The organism is Pseudoalteromonas umbrosa (assembly GCF_030125375.1).
Lineage (GTDB): Bacteria > Pseudomonadota > Gammaproteobacteria > Enterobacterales > Alteromonadaceae > Pseudoalteromonas > Pseudoalteromonas umbrosa.
On record NZ_JASJUU010000001.1, the window covers coordinates 193,523 to 210,648 of the forward strand.

General features: G+C 41.3%; 9 protein-coding genes. 5 read left to right on the plus strand and 4 right to left on the minus strand.

Annotated features, from left to right (window positions below):
• Positions 1-31 precede the first annotated feature (31 nt).
• On the plus strand, positions 32-409 hold the full coding sequence (locus tag QNM16_RS00925; RefSeq protein WP_284018721.1) for a calcium-binding protein: 378 nt from the start codon (positions 32-34) through the stop codon (positions 407-409).
• A gap of 398 nt (positions 410-807) precedes the next feature.
• Entirely contained in the window at positions 808-1,353 is a 546-nt protein-coding gene (locus tag QNM16_RS00930; protein WP_284018722.1) for a nucleotidyltransferase family protein, read from the plus strand.
• Positions 1,354-1,405: 52 nt separating this feature from the next.
• On the opposite strand, the gene QNM16_RS00935 is transcribed toward QNM16_RS00930, so the two are convergent.
• Both QNM16_RS00935 and QNM16_RS00940 read right to left on the minus strand, forming a co-directional pair.
• A complete protein-coding gene (locus QNM16_RS00935) occupies positions 1,406-2,599 on the minus strand; it encodes a CobW family GTP-binding protein (protein ID WP_284018723.1) in 1,194 nt (397 codons plus the stop codon).
• Positions 2,600-2,825: 226 nt separating this feature from the next.
• On the minus strand, positions 2,826-4,997 hold the full coding sequence (locus QNM16_RS00940; protein WP_284018724.1) for a M3 family metallopeptidase: 2,172 nt from the start codon (positions 4,995-4,997) through the stop codon (positions 2,826-2,828).
• Positions 4,998-5,445: 448 nt separating this feature from the next.
• Between QNM16_RS00940 and QNM16_RS00945 the strand changes: the two genes are divergently transcribed.
• Positions 5,446-7,020 (plus strand): alkaline phosphatase, encoded by a 1,575-nt coding sequence (locus tag QNM16_RS00945; protein ID WP_284018725.1) that lies wholly within the window; start codon positions 5,446-5,448, stop codon positions 7,018-7,020.
• Positions 7,021-7,176: 156 nt separating this feature from the next.
• Entirely contained in the window at positions 7,177-7,665 is a 489-nt protein-coding gene (locus QNM16_RS00950) for a DUF1579 domain-containing protein (protein ID WP_284018726.1), read from the plus strand.
• 81 nt (positions 7,666-7,746) lie between these two features.
• Here QNM16_RS00950 and QNM16_RS00955 read toward each other — a convergent pair whose 3' ends face one another.
• The gene (locus tag QNM16_RS00955) at positions 7,747-9,735 is read right to left on the minus strand and encodes a TonB-dependent receptor plug domain-containing protein (protein WP_284018727.1); all 1,989 of its coding nucleotides are present in this window, start codon (positions 9,733-9,735) and stop codon (positions 7,747-7,749) included.
• 90 nt (positions 9,736-9,825) lie between these two features.
• Complete coding sequence (locus QNM16_RS00960) at positions 9,826-10,200, minus strand: hypothetical protein (RefSeq protein WP_284018728.1); 375 nt, start codon at positions 10,198-10,200, stop codon at positions 9,826-9,828.
• Positions 10,201-10,771: 571 nt separating this feature from the next.
• On the opposite strand from QNM16_RS00960, the gene QNM16_RS00965 reads away from it, so the two are divergent.
• Positions 10,772-16,903 carry a leucine-rich repeat domain-containing protein gene (locus QNM16_RS00965; protein WP_284018729.1) on the plus strand — a complete coding sequence of 2,044 codons (6,132 nt, stop codon included), beginning with the start codon at positions 10,772-10,774 and terminating at the stop codon, positions 16,901-16,903.
• Positions 16,904-17,126 lie beyond the last annotated feature (223 nt).

A 17,126-nucleotide genomic window follows, 5' to 3' on the forward strand; every position in this document is an offset into this window, starting at 1 on the left:
AAGAAAAACAATCAACTATAATTAAGGAAAAATGATGAAACTAGTAAATTTACTTATGGTAGTAGGTACGATGGCTGCGGCTTCTTTTGCAAGTTCTGCTGAAGCGCGTGGCACACACTATGGCACTGGTGGTGATGACATTATCATTGGTAGCACAGGTACAGATATCATTTATGGTTACGACGGTAACGATCGTCTTTATGGTGGTACGGGTGCTGACGTAATCTATGGTGGTAATGGTAACGATAAATTATATGGCGAAACGGCAGCTGATACACTATTTGGCGGAAATGGTAATGATTACCTAGACGGCGGTACGGCTGGTGATTCTTATTATGGTGGTGCAGGTTATGATATCTGTAAAAATATCACTGGTACACCGTATTATAACTCTTGCGAGAGCTTCTAATTTTAAGTTCTAATTACACAAGAACAGTCTAAGGGAGTTAAGCTCCCTTATTAAGTTATATTGGTGTGATTGTGGTATAAACTCGTACTTCTTTGTATGACTTCTGATGCTTAATCGATTACTTCAAAGAGTAAGTATTTGAATATATCTTAAATAACAGTTTAATAATCCCTCTGCGCTTTTCCCTTAACACAATATACGCTATCGCTCGAATGAGAGCGTTTATAGTATTAGTAGTACATGAGCTACATAGGTTGTATAAGTCTTAGGGCTAAAATTGACCAGCGAATTAACAGTTGTGATTATTGCTCATTTAGAAGATCTGATATGAAAAAACTTTATTGTCACAGTGATGATACTATTGTTCTTTAATACGTTAATACATTTTATGAGTCGAGATGGATAAGGTTATCGAACTGGTTAAACGAGACCCTATAAGACTAAAAGCACTTGATGCGGTTGCCCAGTTAGAGTTGCCTCAATGTTATATAGCCGCAGGGTTTGTGCGTAATTTAATTTGGGACTCCCTCCATGATTTTAGTGAGCTTACGCCTTTAAATGATGTGGACGTGGTTTATTTTGATGCTGATGAAGTCGATTCAAATCGGTATTTAGAATATGAAAAACAGCTGTCGAATTACATGCCTGAGCTTAACTGGCAAGTGCGTAATCAGGCTCATATGCATAGTAAAAATCAAGATGAGCCATACACCAGCACTTTGCATGCGATGAGCTATTGGCCTGAAAAAGAAACGGCAGTCGCCATTACTCAAGTCACAAAGCACCAATATGAATGCATTGCGGCTTTTGGTTTTGAGTCGCTTTTTCGCGGGCAGTTAACCTATAACCCAAAAAGGAAAAGGGCAGTTTTTGATACAAGAGTGCGTTCAAAAGGTTGGTTAGTGCATTGGCCAAAGCTTACAGTGATGACAGGTAACTCATAGCAGGCAAGTGATGGCACAAAGCCATCCTAGCCTTCCTGCCAAATTCAAGTGATTAGATCTTTGCGACATTGGTTGGCCACGGATCTTCAAAAGTGCCGCCGTTTCGCCAAAAATTGAGTTCTTCATCCGTTAAAAAACACGCTTCAAGAGCTTTTACAAAACTCGACGCCTCATCTTTTTGACCAATGACTGTCAGTCGGCAGCGCCTATCACCAAATCGACTCTCTATTTTATCGACTTTCTTTTTTAAAATATCATAGTGCTCTTGGGTAAAATTATGGCTTTCGTCTTTTAAAATGGGCGCGCGCCAGAAACCAACAAATTCTAGTCCAACACTGCCATTAGCTTGGCTCCATAATAAAGACATTTCATCTCTGGTCGGTAGCCAAAAGAACCCTTTACTGCGAAAAACACCGTGGGTTAAGTGGTTATGGCACACTTCCCATAAACGCGTTGGGTGAAACGGCCTGTCATCCCTAATGACTTTAGACACAATTTTTTGATTCTGTTTGCCTGATAGCGTTAGAGGGGCATTGACGGTGCTACGCAGCTCGGTGATCAACTGCTCAACTAAAAAGAAGTTATAGTCTTCAAATTGGTGAAATTGCGTCACATCCATATTGCCCCAAGCAGTTCCAGAGATAGCCGCATAGGGATTAATTGGGTGCAATGCTTGCGCTATGGTCTCTACCGCTTTTGCGGTTATTTTATCTGTTTTGGTCAAAAATATTTGGTTAGAAAATAAGATTTGCTCAACCAGTAAGTTTTCAATGCCTCTGACTTGATTGCTCAGGTTTTCTTGCCATTTAGGCACAAGCGATTGTGCAAATTGGTAATCGTCTTTTAACCAGGTTGAGTCAACGAGTGTGATAACGCCTTTTAACGCATAGTCGCGATTATTTTTGAAGAACTCAATCAAAGGTAAAGGGTGGCTGCTACCTGATGTTTCGATAATAATCCAAGGCGGCTGCGCATTTTTTTTCAGCGTTTTTAATGCAACTTTAAGTTCTTTAAGACCTTTTGCACTGCTAATACTGTGGCCACTGATGGTAAAAAAGTCATTACTGTCATCATCAAAGACCTCGGTGTTTTTGATCAAAACGCCGTCGACATCCAATTCACTCATGTCGTTTACAACTACGCCCGGTACACAGTCATGTTCAACAGACTGAGAAAGTATACTACGCAGTAAAGTGGTTTTACCTGAACCTAAAAAGCCGTGCAAAATGGTAACTGGAATAGACATTAAATTTTCCTAATATACTTCGATGTTTCTGGTTTTGAAGCTAAGCAGTAACAGAATAATGGGTTTGTTTTGGTACAATATAACATAACTAAATGCGTCGGTGGTAAAGCGCTCGGCCAGTTTGGTTAAATTCGTTGTGAGTTGTAAAACGCAGGTAGATTGGATAAAGAGGATTATAAGTAAAAAAGCCGAAGTACATGACTTCGGCTTTTTTTAGCAGACTAGATTAATCTAAGCCTCTGTTACGTAGTAGTGCATCAGTTGTTGGCTTTCTGCCTCTGAAGCCTTCATAAGCTTCAAAGTAGTCTAATGTGTCACCACGGCTATAGATAAACTGGTATAAACGCTCCGCAGTTTCTTTATCGAAGATGTCTTTCTTCTCAAGGAAAGCATCAAAACCGTCAGCATCTAAGATTTCTGACCACATGTATGCGTAGTAAGCTGACGAGTAGCCACCTGCGAAAATATGACCGAAGTGTGTACTGCGGTGACGCATGATGATTTCTTCAGGTTTGCCATAACCAGTTAAGATCTTGTTTTCAAATGCGCGAACATCTAAATCTTTCACATCTGTTAGCTGGTGGTAAGCCATATCTACTAGCGCAGACGCTGTAAATTCTACAGTTGCAAAACCTTGATTGAACGTGCCAGCTTGTTTGATCTTATCAAGAAGCTCTTTTGGCATTGGCTCATTTGTTTTGTAATGTAGCGCAAACTTTTTAAGCATTTCAGGTTGAGCAATGAAGTGCTCAAACAATTGTGCAGGGAACTCAACCCAGTCACGCGGTACGCTAGTACCTGCAAGTGTTGGGTAAGTTACGTTTGATAATAATCCGTGTAGTGCGTGACCAAACTCATGGAATAAAGTTACTGCATCTGAGTAACTCATTAGCGTTGGCTCGCCTTCAGCTGGCTTATTTAGGTTCATGTTGTTTAGGATAAGTGGCTTCACGTCACCAGCTAGTTTCTGCTGTGAGCGGAATGAACTCATCCAAGCACCAGAGCGCTTCGTTGAACGTGCGTAGTAGTCACCATAGAACAAGCCGATTGCTTTACCAGCTTTGTCTTGTACTTCCCAAACGCGGACAACTGGGTTATATACTGGAATATCAGTACGCTCAACAAACTTCAGACCGAATAAACGCTCAGCTGTGTAGAACTGTGCTTCGATCATGTTGTTTAGTTCGAAGTATTCAGCGATTTGACCTTGGTCTAGGTCGAATTTAGCTTTACGCACTTTCTCTGCGTAGTAGCGCCAATCCCATGCTTCCAGCTCATGTGTAACGCCTTCAGCAGCCATTAGCTCTTTGATCCACTCGCGCTCTTGCTCAGCTTTTTCAACAGCTGGTTCCCACACTTTTAATAGTAGGTCCATCGCTGTCTCTGGCTTGCTCGCCATTGAGTTAGTTAGTACATACTCAGAGTGGTGTTTGTAACCTAGTAGTTGCGCACGCTTCGCACGAAGCTCTACGATTTCTGCAATGATGGCTTTGTTATCAAACTCATTGTCGTTGTCACCGCGATTAGCCCAGCCTTTAAAGGCTTTTTCACGTAGATCACGTCTGTCAGAGAATTGTAAGAAAGGCTGAACGCTAGAACGGTTCAGTGTAATAACGTATTTACCAGGTAGGTCTCTTGCCGCTGCAGCCGCTGCTGCTGCATCACGTTGTGCTTGAGGTAAGCCTGCTAAGTCTGACTCTTCCAATACCAAAGTGAACGCGCGCGAGTCGTTCAATGAGTTTTGACCAAACTCAGTTGTTAGTGCAGAAAGGCGTTCATTAATTTTTGCAAATTCAGCACGCTCTTCGCCTGTTAGTTTTGCACCTGAGCGAACAAAGCTATTGTAAACACGCTCAAGTAGACGTGTTTGCTCAGCATTTAATAGTGCTGATTTACGGTTGTCGTATACCGCAGCTACACGCTTGAACAGTGCTTCATTCATACGAATGTCACTGCCATGACGTGTTAGCATAGGTGAAATTTCACGCTGTAACGATTGCATTTCATCGTTTGACTCAGTATTTGCAAGGTTACCAAATACGAGTGAAACACGGTTTAGTGTTGAACCTGCCAGCTCCATTGCTGCAATGGTGTTGTCAAAATCAGCTGGGCGCTCATTTTCTGTGATCGCATCGATTTCTTTTTTGTGCTCAACAATTGCTTGTTTGAAAGCAGGTAAAAAGTGTGCAGTTTTGATGTCGCCAAGCGGTGGTGCACCAAATGGTGTGTTCCACTCTTGGAAAAATGGGTTTTGAGCAATGTTGCCAGCAACAGCGTTTGCTGATGCTGATTCAGTTGCTTCTACTTGCGTTGCTTGTTGCTGTTCTGGTGCGTCTGAACAACCGTTCAGAAACATGGCTGCTGAAATTGCTAGCGCCAAATGCGTTTTTCTTAACACTGTATATCCCCTAGGTAAAGGTAGTGAAATTTAATATTTTTAGTTGTGCTTAGATGATACATAATAACAATACTGCATTGTTGGCATTTATCGCATAAAACTTACAGTTGAACCGAAAATCCACGTATAAGGTACAAATTATGCTTAATTGTAGCGGTTTTTGCTGTTGTTCTGCGTTAGCTTATGAGCTGTATTTTATGCGTAACTTCCTCTCATTTTTGGCGCTTAATATCGAAAGTGGATATTAAACGCACTAAATATGTTGATTTAGTTATTTTCCTAAATTTAGCGATGAAATATTTTTATCAACTTAGTCAGTGGTAATGTTATCTTATAACATATCGTATTTCAGCTGTTTTGTTATACGTTCTGTCGCAGGTGTCCCAAAAAGATAGCAGCGCATTGGTATATTTTTTCAGCTGCAAACTAACTGAGTGACTTAATCAAGATGCAAAAACTTTTTAAATTATCGCTAATTGCCACAGTGTTGTTATCAACCTCATGTGCAATACAACCTAATAAAACACAAGAAATAACAGAGCCAAGTGGTCCTAAAAATATCATTTTGATGGTGTCAGATGGTATTGGCTTTAACGGGTGGTTAGCAGCCGATTATTATCAAGGCCTTGCAGGTCAGCAAACTTATCAGGTGACACGTCCTGATGGAACAAAACCTCTGGTTTTTGGATTGGCACATAGCGCTTTAAATTTAGTGGATGAAGATGGCAATACGTTAGCCAGAGGTGCAGATTTATCAACAGTGGCAGGTGCTGTAGAGCAGGGCTATGATCCGCTGACACGTTGGGAGCGCTTTGAAAACGCTATGCTAAATGACTTCACCGGATCAGGGAGTTATACCTCTTATACCGATAGTGCCGCAGCGGGTACTGCATTAATGAGTGGCCGAAAAACGGCTGTTGGTCGAGTGAATATGGATTGGAGCAACAGCGAGCAATTCGATACGATTGCGCAAATCGCAATGAATGAGGGGTTGTCTGCCGGTACCGTGACATCTGTGATGGTTTCGCATGCGACACCTGCGGCGGCGGTGGCACACAATGTGTCTCGTAATAATTACGCTGAGATTTTCAACGAAATGCATGACTCTGGCCTGTCTGTGATTATGGGCGCAGGACACCCAATTTATGACGCCAGCGGACAGTTAAAACCGCAAGACAAGCAAACATACAAATATGTGGGCGGTGAGCAAACATATAACGCGTTACGTGCTAACGAGAAAGGAAGTTCTGCTGCGTATATCGAGTCTAAATCTGAATTTGAAGCGTTGGCGCAAGGACAGTCTCTTCCTGAGCGCGTTGTCGGGATTGTCCGTTCAGGTTCGACATTGCAAGCGAGTCGAGCTGGTTTAAATAGTGCAAATACGCCCTCAGGTATGGCATTTAACGAGGGCGTGCCAAGCCTTGCAACTATGAGCTTGGGGGCATTAAATGTATTGAACCAAGACCAAGACGGTTTTTTTGCCATGATTGAAGGTGGTGCAGTGGATTGGATGGGGCACGCCAACAATATGCCGAGATTTATTGAAGAGCAAGTCGACTTCAACCAAGCTGTGGACGCCGTAGTTAAGTGGGTTGAAACCAATTCTAGTTGGGACGAAACCTTGCTGATTATCACCTCAGATCACGAATGCGGTGGGATCTGGGGAGAGGGCACTTGGACAAATGGCCAAGGTGGTGCAGTTGCAATGGATAGAAGTAAAGAGTCTTTAGAAACGGCACGTTTTAATCCAGCAGAAGATCAATTTAACGCTTTCTTAGCGGTTCAAAACAGAGGTAAAGGTAATATCCCTGGGTATCAATGGGCTTCGCGTAACCATACCAATGAGTTAGTCCCTCTTTGGGTGCTGGGTAAAGGTGCTGACAGATTTAAGGAATTTTCACGCACAGATCCAAAAGCTGGGCAGCTTTGGGGAGAGCATTATAATTGGAATGGTAACTACGTTGACAACACCAGCGTATTTCAGGTGATGGAAGCCGCATTACTGCGATCAACTGCCCGATAAAACGTGCCATCAAGTAAGCATGCAGCTCTGTGTGCTTGCTTCCCTGAGCTTTTTTTAATCAATCACTTTCTTAAATATCTCATATTTAACACTGTTTAAATATACAGTTTTTGTGGTATCGTGTTTCGAAACTAAAAACAAACAACAGGAAGACCCATGCTTCAAACACGTGAGCACAATGAACCAAAGGATTTCGATTTTATTATTGGCGACTGGCAAGTAAAACACCGTCGTTTAAAAGATATTTTAAACGGCTCGCAAGAATGGATTGAATTCGAAGGCCAATCATCCACAGTGAAAACACTGGGTGGTTTTGGTAATGTCGAAGATAATCATTTGCATATGCCAAGTGAGTCAATAAGAGCAAAAGCGATCCGCTCCTACAACAGTGAGACCAACGAGTGGTCTATTTGGTGGCTTGATGGGAGAAACCCCGGTGCAATGGATACCCCGGTCGTAGGACAGTTCACGGATGGCGTAGGGCGCTTTTATGCTGATGAAACCTATAATGGCGTTACTGTTAAGGTCAGATTTGTATGGGACTCAACGAACCCGGATATGCCAACTTGGCAGCAAGCATTTTCTAAAGATAATGGCGAAACATGGGAAGTGAACTGGAAGATGGAATTTACCCGCGTACAGTAATTCACTGTCAGTCACCCTTCAATTTAATAGGAAAAGGGAAATAGAGCTAAGTCTATTTCCCTTATTTATTACTAAAGCGCCTTAACCAAACGTGACTCTGACTCCTGCATTGACAGTAAATCCGTCATTGCGAGACCAAATATCAGTTGTCCAGCGTCCACTTTTTGCCTGTTGCGGCAGTAAGAGTGAGTAGTCTTTGGTTTGACGGATATTCAGTAAGTTTTCAGCATTTAAAAACCAACTGATGTTGTCCAGTGTAATTTGGCCTAGCAGTCCAAGGTGCCAATATGGGTCGCTGTTGTCCAGATAGGGATTGTTTTCTAGCTTTTGCGTGCCAGTATAATAGGCTTCAAACCCAACTAAATGACTGCCATGTTCTTCCCACATGATCACTGCACCAGCTGAGTGTCTTGGTGTCAAAGCAAGAGGCTCGCGACCAAAACCTGTCGATGTTGCTTTACTGGCATCTGTATATAAGTAGCTGGCGGTCAATTTAATGTCATGCCAACGATAACGTAGTAACAATTCAGTGCCGCGAATTTCACTTTGCCCAAGCGCATTCACAATACGCACTGTTTTACCCGAAAGCGTATTAGCACTATCTAGCATTTCAAGCTCTGTGACGTTATTCACATCAGAAGCAAACAAGGTCATACTGGCTTCGATGCCATTGAACGTATAGCCAATATCAATGGATGCGGTCGTTGCGCGCTCAGCTTCTAAATCTGTCATCGGCGCAAGTCGTGAAAGGCCCGTATCATCAATGTCTTCGATGAAGGGCGTGGGTGCATAGAATCCTTTGCCGTATGAGCCACGTACCGTCCAATCACTTGGGTTGTAGAGTACAGAAATACGTGGACTGAATTGCGTGCCATATTCACTGTGCCAATCCGCTCGGGCACTGAGTGACATGGCGACATCTTGGGTGATGTCGTAGTCTAATTGTGAAAATAGGCCCGGAACTTCAAATTGGTAGTTAAACTCAGGGTAACTTTCTGATGAAAACTCATCGCTTTGATGCGCAATGCCCACAAGCCAAGCTGCATCGTCCGTATAGCCAGATAAACTCGTTTCAAGCAGGTAGCTTTCATGCGTGTCGTTTTCTAGTATTTGGCCATATTGATGGTCGTGATCTTGGTGCATTACAGAACCTCGGACATTGAGGTTGAGCAAGTCGTCTAGTGGTTGCTCAAAGATAAAACCGCTGTCGAGCCTAGTGGTATCTTGTGCCTGAACATAGGGTTGTCCATCAGGCATGAGTGCACCTTCAAGAGTTCCCGCTGTACGCTGCTCAGTCATGGCACCAAATGTGGCATATAAGTTTGCACCACTGTCACTAGACCAATAAAGTCGAGGTCGCATAGTCGCCCGGTTGTAAGCAGCCATATCTACCCAGCCGTCATTATCAAGGTCTTTTGCTGCTTGATGGTGCGCCCCTGCAGTGATAGATGCACTGAATGCTTCTGTTACTGGCGAAGCAACATAAGCTGTGATGTCTTGACCATCTTTAGAGGTCACATTTAATAAAACTTCCCCTTCAAATTGGTCAGAGGGGGTGCGCGATATTAAGTTGATCACGCCACCCAATGCCGAGCCACCATAGAGCGACGATGCTGACCCTTTGATGATTTCGACGTTGGCCAGATCAGTTGGTGGGATTTGAAGTAACCCGATTGACGCACTTTGGCCGCCGTATAAAGGTAAGCCGTCGCTTAATAGCTGGGTATAACGGCCGTATAACCCTTGTAATCGAATATTGGCACTGCCGAGCGCCGGTGATGTATTTTGTACTCTGACTCCCCCTGTTTCGGCGACGAGCATTGAAATGTTGCCCGGCCTCATCAGGGCTTTTTCTTGCACCTCTTCTGCATTGATAACTTCGGTGCGTGTGGCGGATTCTGTAACGATACGGCCAAGTCTAGACGCAGTAACTTGGATTTTTTCAACCTGATTATTGTTATGGTCGTGGTGATGATCGCCATGGCTGTCTTCATGATGATGCTCACCTGCATATGATACAAATGGCAGGAGCATCGCAGAGATGGCGATAGTAGAATAGGTGTTAAGCATTTTTACCTCTAAACATGCAAAAGCGATACGCACAATGCGTATAAATAAAATGAATTTTAAAAAATGTGCGAATTACAGGCGCACTGATCCTTAAGAGGTAAAAATAGGGGGACGAAAGAGTAAATCTTTCATGTCAATCGGGTGCTGATGGGCAATAGCATGTGCCAAATGATGGTATTTAGACAATAATACTGGTTGATTGTCTGGTTTCACATAGGCGAAAGTCATACAGGCATTTGCTGGACAAATACATTCATCTTCACAGCAGTCAACCTCACAACAATCATCCTCACTTTGCGCGTTTTGTTTGGCAGTGTCTAAAGAGTTTGAAGCAGGGGTATGCATATCTGAAACAAGTACTGAGCCTTGTTCATAAGACATCACGAAATTATATGCGAGCGACTGGCCAACAAAGGCGACTAACACAGCAGCAATAACAAAGATGTGTGATAAGTGCTTAAGCATATGATTCTCAGTGACGAAAGTGCGCGTACTTTAGAATATTTTATCTAGTTTGTGAATAGGTATGCGGTTAACTGATGTTTAATCTCTTTATAAGTCTGGTGTGTAAATGCAACAGCTTTATGTGGCGTAGCACTTACTTTTTAACAGCGCTTTATTTTAATAGTAGCTGTGATGGACTCAGGAGTAGATCAAGCTAACAAGTACTATTCGACTATAAGAAATCCTAACTAGCTAAGGATTTCTTGTTTTGCCATATAGGTTGGGTTTTCAAATGCGCGTTGCCAATGCTGAGATTGTTAATTATACATGTCCTTATTAGCCATATTTCTATCAAATATCAAGCGCATTAAATGAATTAAAAATGATGAAGTTGGTGAATATATATTCGCAATAAAAATTAATCTCAAGATTTTGTTAACTTTATCTTTTTTATAGGTTTTGTTTGTGTAAGTTTATGATTTATATGTTTTTGTTTTTTTCTATTTAATATAGCATTGCCCGGATTTTATTTTTCAGACCGACAAGTAGTTGATCTTATTTAGTCGATTTTTAAATTAGGGAGTGATGTCTGTTGATTTCTTTTAGGCGATCTAACGCTTTTTTTAGAGCATTTATTTCAATTATTTTTTTATTAAGCATAGCTGCATGCGGGGGAGCAGGAGAGGAGGAAGGTTCAGCCGATCCTCAAGCAGGGAATAGTGGGCCTGAAGCAGTAAAGCCAGCACCCCAAGTTGATATTTATGGTGTCACGCATATTGATGAGCAGGAAGAGTTTAAACTAACTTTTGATACCAATGTAAGTGATGATGCACGCATCACTTGGTCATATGACGCCGATATTGAGCTAAACATCTCTGGTGATGATTCATCGACATTAACCGTGATATCTCCCGATATAATAGAAAGTCACAAAGTAACTTTTTTAGTTGAATTGTTACTTGAAGATGGCATTTCTGCGACTGATGAACATGTCGTTTTTATCAGTGCGCGTGATAACGTCCTACCAGAAGCCTCTATTAAAATTGATGAAATACCCGTTGAGCGTCAAGCGTTTGAGTTAGTTGGCGTAGCTGATGACGTTGATGGAGAGGTAGTCGAGCATCTTTGGACTCATAATTCAGCACTGGCCTTAGTCCTTGCGGGTGAAAATAGTAGCACTTTAACGGTGACAAGCCCCGATATTCAGTCATTACATGAAGTCTTATTTACTTATACAGTGACTGATAATCAAGGTGATAGCACCAGTGTCTCTAAGCTGATTTCAATTGAGCCTTTGAAAGTGACTTTTACGCTTGCAGGTAAGGTCACTGATGCGCCAATTGCACATGCTAAAGTTGATTTTGAGGTCGGTACTGGGCTATGGACAGCGATTGCAGATGAAAATGGTGATTATGCTTTAGAAGTCGATGTCGATGAGGCGTATACCTCGGAGTTAGCGACATTAACGGCAACAGGGGTTGATGATCAGAGTAATGTGGTATTGGTTTCGCAGTTGAACTCTGTCGGTTTTATTGCTGAGCAAGCTGGTGCTGATAAAATTGTCACTGCACTGGAGCTGTTTGATGTCAATATTACGAATGTAACGACAGCAGAATATGCACTTTTAGGCCAAGATCTAAATGGCTATAGCAATGATGATGAGCTAAATGAGGCAAAATCACGAATTTCGTCACAACAAAAATTAACGATTGCGGTGATGCTTAAAGCAATCATTGATCACGAAATTCAATTGCCTGAAGAAAGTGCAACAACACTTGAGCTCGTCCAAAACTTTGAATTGACCGAGCAGCTAATTGAGCGCTTGCAAAGAGAGCATCCTGAGTTAGTTACTCAAATTGAGAGCGACATACTCAATGATGAAACCTTGGTTGAGAGCACTGAATTTTTTCCTGAAGGTGAATATATTTTGGCCGAAACACAATTTTTCGATGGCCTTAATACTCATTTAGAGTTTAACGAAAATAATACCGGTTTTTTAACCCTGTCGGGCAAACGCATCTTTTTTAATTGGCAACAAAATGGCATCAATACGCGCATCGATCTCAATGAAGAGTTATTGGTAAAAAATGCAGGATTAGAACAAAGCATTGGCTTTTACACTTCATCATTCTCGATTAAACATTATGAACGCAACCAACAGTCTTTTGCAGTACAAGTTGAATTTGATTTATCTCAACCATTAGATGAGCTACCGTCAGGGCAGTATTCGACAGTCGCTGAGTTATTTGCAAAAGATGACCTACAAGTAGTGCCAGAGGAAATGCTTATAGGTACGTGGAGCTTAGACTTTGCGACAACCAATGAGCAGTATATTGTCGAGCTGACATTCAGTGAAAATGGCATTGTCGAGATAAGTGAAGGTTCTGGGACTCGTCAAGGTGAGTGGCGTTTAAGTCAAGGTAATATTGAAATTGATGATGGGGTGCAGAGTTTTAAAATCAGCTTGATAAGAGCGTTTAACTTGGGCTATCAAAGTGTTGTATCTCACGGTGCGGTATATCAGCAAGGTACTTTTGTTAAGCATGGAACTGTAAGCTTTACTGATATTGACTATCAAAAAACATGGCGAAAAACACACAGTAACAAGTCACAGTCTGCATTTTATGTGGATGAGCATGATAACTTTAACTTCAGATGGCACCGTCATATTCAAGGTAGTAATGATGAGGGCATTTTAAAACGATTTGAATACGCATTAAATGATCTAAAAGTTGAATATTGCGATGTTGAGTTCATTGGGTGTGAGATTTCAACAACGCATCACTTTAAACTCTTAGCTCAGGTGGGTAATACCATTGCTGTTTCATATCATAGAGACAAGCACGCCATGTCAGACAAACCGGCAGAGATACAGTTTTATACGTTATCTGATCACAAGTTGCACCATGGTGAGTTTACTCAAGCTTTGTTTAGTACCAATAAAGTTGAGCAACTTTTTTCTGCCCAAACTAATTTATATTCTGTAAGAGGCAATGAGGTCTCGGAGTTGAGTAGCCAGTATTTTTGCTCATCAAATGAAGGTTGTTTCGACTCAATTGCATTGGATGGTGCTGTTTATAAGTCTTCAATAGAAAACCAGAAGCTGAAGCTTGAAGCGTATCCGAGCGGTGAGATTTCATATATGGAAATTATAAATGAGTCTGACAATGCGATTTCAATGTGTCTCTATGCCCAAGAAAGCACTTGTACAAACGGTACAATACTTGATTTCACGTTTATAAAGCCAGAGCTTGACGTCGTTGTGACACAAACAGGTGAAGGGCGACTGATTACTTCGACAGATAAGTTCTACTTTAGAGAGCACTTTGCTGTTTTTATCGAAGAAGTGGATGGTTATATTCTTGACTCGATTTCAGGGTGTGCCGGGGAGCTAAAAACCGTTGGTGAACACGTCGTATATGAAATCATAAACCCTACCGAAGCTTGTGAGATTAAGGCTAAGTTTGTTCCTAAAGCAATGCATACGCAAAGCGCCGTTCTAGTAGATGCGACACCGTCTGAATTGATGGATAGTTGGTTCTATACAATTGACTCAGACAATGCAGGCACATACTACGGACTAGATAGGCAAGTTGGCTTCAACGTTGAAAATATAGGGCTATCTAATTACCAGTTTATATTTGATGATTACATTCGAACTCGCGTCAATGGTGAGGATTTTTATGCAGCAAAATTTTCACTTGAGTACGATGTTAACGGCACAACTGCGTGCTGGCACGGTGCCAAATCGGATGGTTCAGTGGATGCCATCTTCCAATTTGAGAGCACGGTTTGTACCGCGGTTGAGTTAGCATCGCAGCAGCCTGTTGCTGAAATAGAAAACGATGAGCTTGTAGGTCAGTGGTATTTTAATTTTGATACGTCTCTTGATTGGCATCAACTTACTTTAAACGCAGATAGTACGGGGACACTTACAACATTAAACCGTGTTGGTGGAGAAGAACAAGTTTATATCAATTGGGCTATCAGCGCTGATGATAAGCTTGAAATCACGGATGAAACGGGCGCATTCTTTTCGCTACAACTTATCAAAAAAGCGGATACAGTTTATACGTTTTTGGCAAATGAGCTGGTTGAAATCAATGATGGTCAAAAGCCTAGCTGGCTAAGAAGTGGTGCATGGTCGTTTATCAAACAACAAGAAGAAGCAATTGGCTTATCAGACATAACGGGGATGTGGCCTGTTAGTAATAATGAGCTGAGTGCTTTTTACCTTTTTGCTGATGGTGAAGTTCGAAATGGCCTGCTTAATGGTGCGGCATTAGCGACACTTGATGACAATACATTAAGAGTCTCTGCTAGTTATAATTCAAATCAAGGAAAGTTCGAGCATTTATGTGACGTAACGCGTTCTGAGTGTACTGAGCGTGTTATTGGGGAGTATCACATTATCGCGTTGAATGGGCAAACTGCTTATATTCGTTTTGTTGACGAAATAAATGATCTGCATGTTTTCAAAGCTATCAATATTAATAGCAGTGATGTTGTCTCTCAGGGAATTGAGACTCATCATGTCTCAAATACAAGCTATTATGAGAAAAAATCAGGCAAAGTCCGTACATGGCAATTCCAGAGTAATTGGCGTGGGGAACTTTCAGTTACTTTTGATGGTGTATACCCCGCGTCAGCTGTTGAGCTGTCACAAGGTGATATGGAAATCACGACAGATGATAAGGTGTTATCTTATCGTTTGATTGAGGTTTCATCAGAAGGTCTTACTCTCTGCCAGTTGAGGCAGGGTATCTGTGAACAAAATATGCAAACTAAGCTGTTGTTCCAAGTCCCCCATGTTGTTGTCTCATTGGATATACCTGAAATACTTGAACCCGAACATAACTTAGTTTCTGGTCAACTGAAATATGGTACGCAATTAGAGGTGAGGATTGCACGGCCAATGCAAGGTCATTACGCGGATTCATTTTCTGGATGTGGTATAACACGACCTGAAGAGATAAGTAGTGGTTATGTGTCTTTCTTATCGGATACGTTAACAGAGTCATGTTCATTACAGATGACCGCGGCACCAATTCCTGACTCAAATTCGCAAAGACTAGGTATTAAGGATAAGGTGATCAGTGAATGTATCAATAGGCCGTTTAACGAGTACATTGAGTATCAAAGTGGACTATATTGTCAGCGCGCAGGCGAAGATTTGGGAGGTATTACGAGTTTAGAGGGAGTCGAGAAACTAAAATGGCTAACCCAGCTTAATTTTAGAGGGATCGCGCTTAGTGAGGTTGGCGCTCATAAGTTAGCAAGTTTAACGAATTTACAGTCTATCAGTTGGGACAAGAACTCTACAGATAATACAGTTGGCATGCTTACATTGGATTTATCACAACTTACTAACCTTACAACGTTGGAGACTAAGTATATGTCTTTGGCCAACATCACTTTGCCAAAGACACCAACATTGAAAAAGCTGTCCTTGTTGCATACTGGGCTGACAGAAGTCGATGTATCGGGGTTAACGGGGTTAAGAGAATTAGATGTTAGTTATTCAGAGATTAGCTCGCTGGACTTATCAAACAATAAAGCATTGTATAGATTAAGTGGGATCAGTTCCTCACTGCAATCAATTACGGGTGTTACAGCAGAACATATATTGGATTCTGCTTATTTAGATAGGACTCGTTTTGAAACCATGGATTTAACAGGATTTGAGAGTCTAACTAGATTGGAGTTGGCCGCTTCGAGGTTAAAAGAAATAGATATATCAAAAGCGCCAAGGTTAAAAACATTTAAAGCAGATAGATCTCAGTTACATACAATGAGTTTTGCTAATGTTTCAGGCGTTACGTTCGTAAATCTATCAGAGACGCCATTGACTGAGCTCAGTGCTGAGATGATGCCAAAATTACAGTTTTTAGACCTAGTAGGAAACTCCCTGACGTATTTGGATTTGTCTCAACATCAGGACTTGCAAAGATTGTTTGCAGGGCAAGGCACACTCAAGAGTGTTCTGTTGCCAGACAATGAAAATGCATTTGATGGCGATTTTTCACTGCAAGAAAATAAAATTGAACGACTGGTCATTCCGGCTAATTCTGATAAGACATGGATAAATGTAAATAATAACTTGCTAACTGAGCTGGTCGTTCTTGGCACGTCAAGTGTTGTTTATGCTGAAAATAACTTATTAGAGCATGTGTCTATACATTATGATTCAAAGGTGACCTCTTTGAACCTTTCAGGAAATCAGCTAGTGAGTGCTGAGATTTCCGGGGAGATCGTAAATCTAGATTTATCGAATAACCAGCTAAGCTCATTTTCAATACCTGAGAACTCTCAGTTTCATAATTTAAATGTATCTAAAAACGCGCTGAATAAGCTCTCAGGTTCAGGAAAAATAGGTTCTAGTTTAGATGTGTCAGATACCGTGTTAATGGAGTTAGATTTAACGCCATTCGGCGCGATATCAAGCCTAGACATTAGCTTAACGGATATTTCATCTATAGACATACCAATTACATTAAACAGTTTAACTGCTCGAACAATACCCATGACTGAGCTAATCATTCCTGAGAATAGTAATTTGATGCACTTACACTTTGAAAATAATACGCTAAGCGACCTTCAAGGGCTAGAGAACATAGATAGGTTTTTAAATATCTATTTAAGAGATAGCATTATTGAACGACAGCTCTTAGATACACTTTTGGCAACTGAGAAAGTTAGTTTGCATGGGCTTTCTTCTCATTAATAAAATAAATGCGGTTGATTAAGGCTTCAATAGCTTTAATCAACCTTTTTATAAAGAATCATATGTAGCAAAGATTTAGGGTTCTAGAGGGAGTTGAGTGTTTTTTAAAGCATTCTGACCATCCACTTCTGGTTCTGGTGGTGAAATAATTTATTTTCATGTAGTGTATTTATAAATTTTCTACCTACTAGTACCGAACTTTTAGCAAGTATTTATTGTCTAA